The organism is Pelomicrobium sp. G1, assembly GCF_051905455.1.
Classification (GTDB): domain Bacteria; phylum Pseudomonadota; class Gammaproteobacteria; order Burkholderiales; family UBA6910; genus Pelomicrobium.
Genome location: NZ_JBQACR010000240.1, coordinates 1 through 312, shown reverse-complemented (window position 1 = coordinate 312; position 312 = coordinate 1). Strand labels below are relative to the sequence as shown.

The 312-nt window shown below is 73.1% G+C and carries 1 protein-coding gene; it reads left to right on the top strand.

The genetic code is table 11. The features are described 5' to 3' along the window. The coding region (locus ACTFO6_RS18345) for an RnfABCDGE type electron transport complex subunit D (RefSeq protein WP_439935817.1) at positions 1-312 on the top strand (312 nt) is incomplete at both ends.

The window sequence follows — 312 nt, the reverse complement described above, 5'->3', positions numbered from 1 at the left end:
ACATCTTCCTTGGCCATCTGCCCGCCGGCCTCTCCCTGGACGCGCTGACCGCCGCCACACCCCTGGACGCGGTGAAAACCCAGCTCGCCGCCAGCCGCACCCTGAACGAGATCTTCCGCCAGCCCGGCCTTGCCGAAGCCTCGCCGGGCCCCGCATGGCTCGCCCTCGCCTACGCCGCGGGGGGGCTCATCCTGTGGCGGCAGCGGGTGATCGCCTGGCACGTGCCGGCGGCCTATCTGACCACCCTGGCGCTGGTGGCGGGAATCTTCCACGCCGCCGACCCGGACCGCTACGCCGGGCCCCTGTTCCACC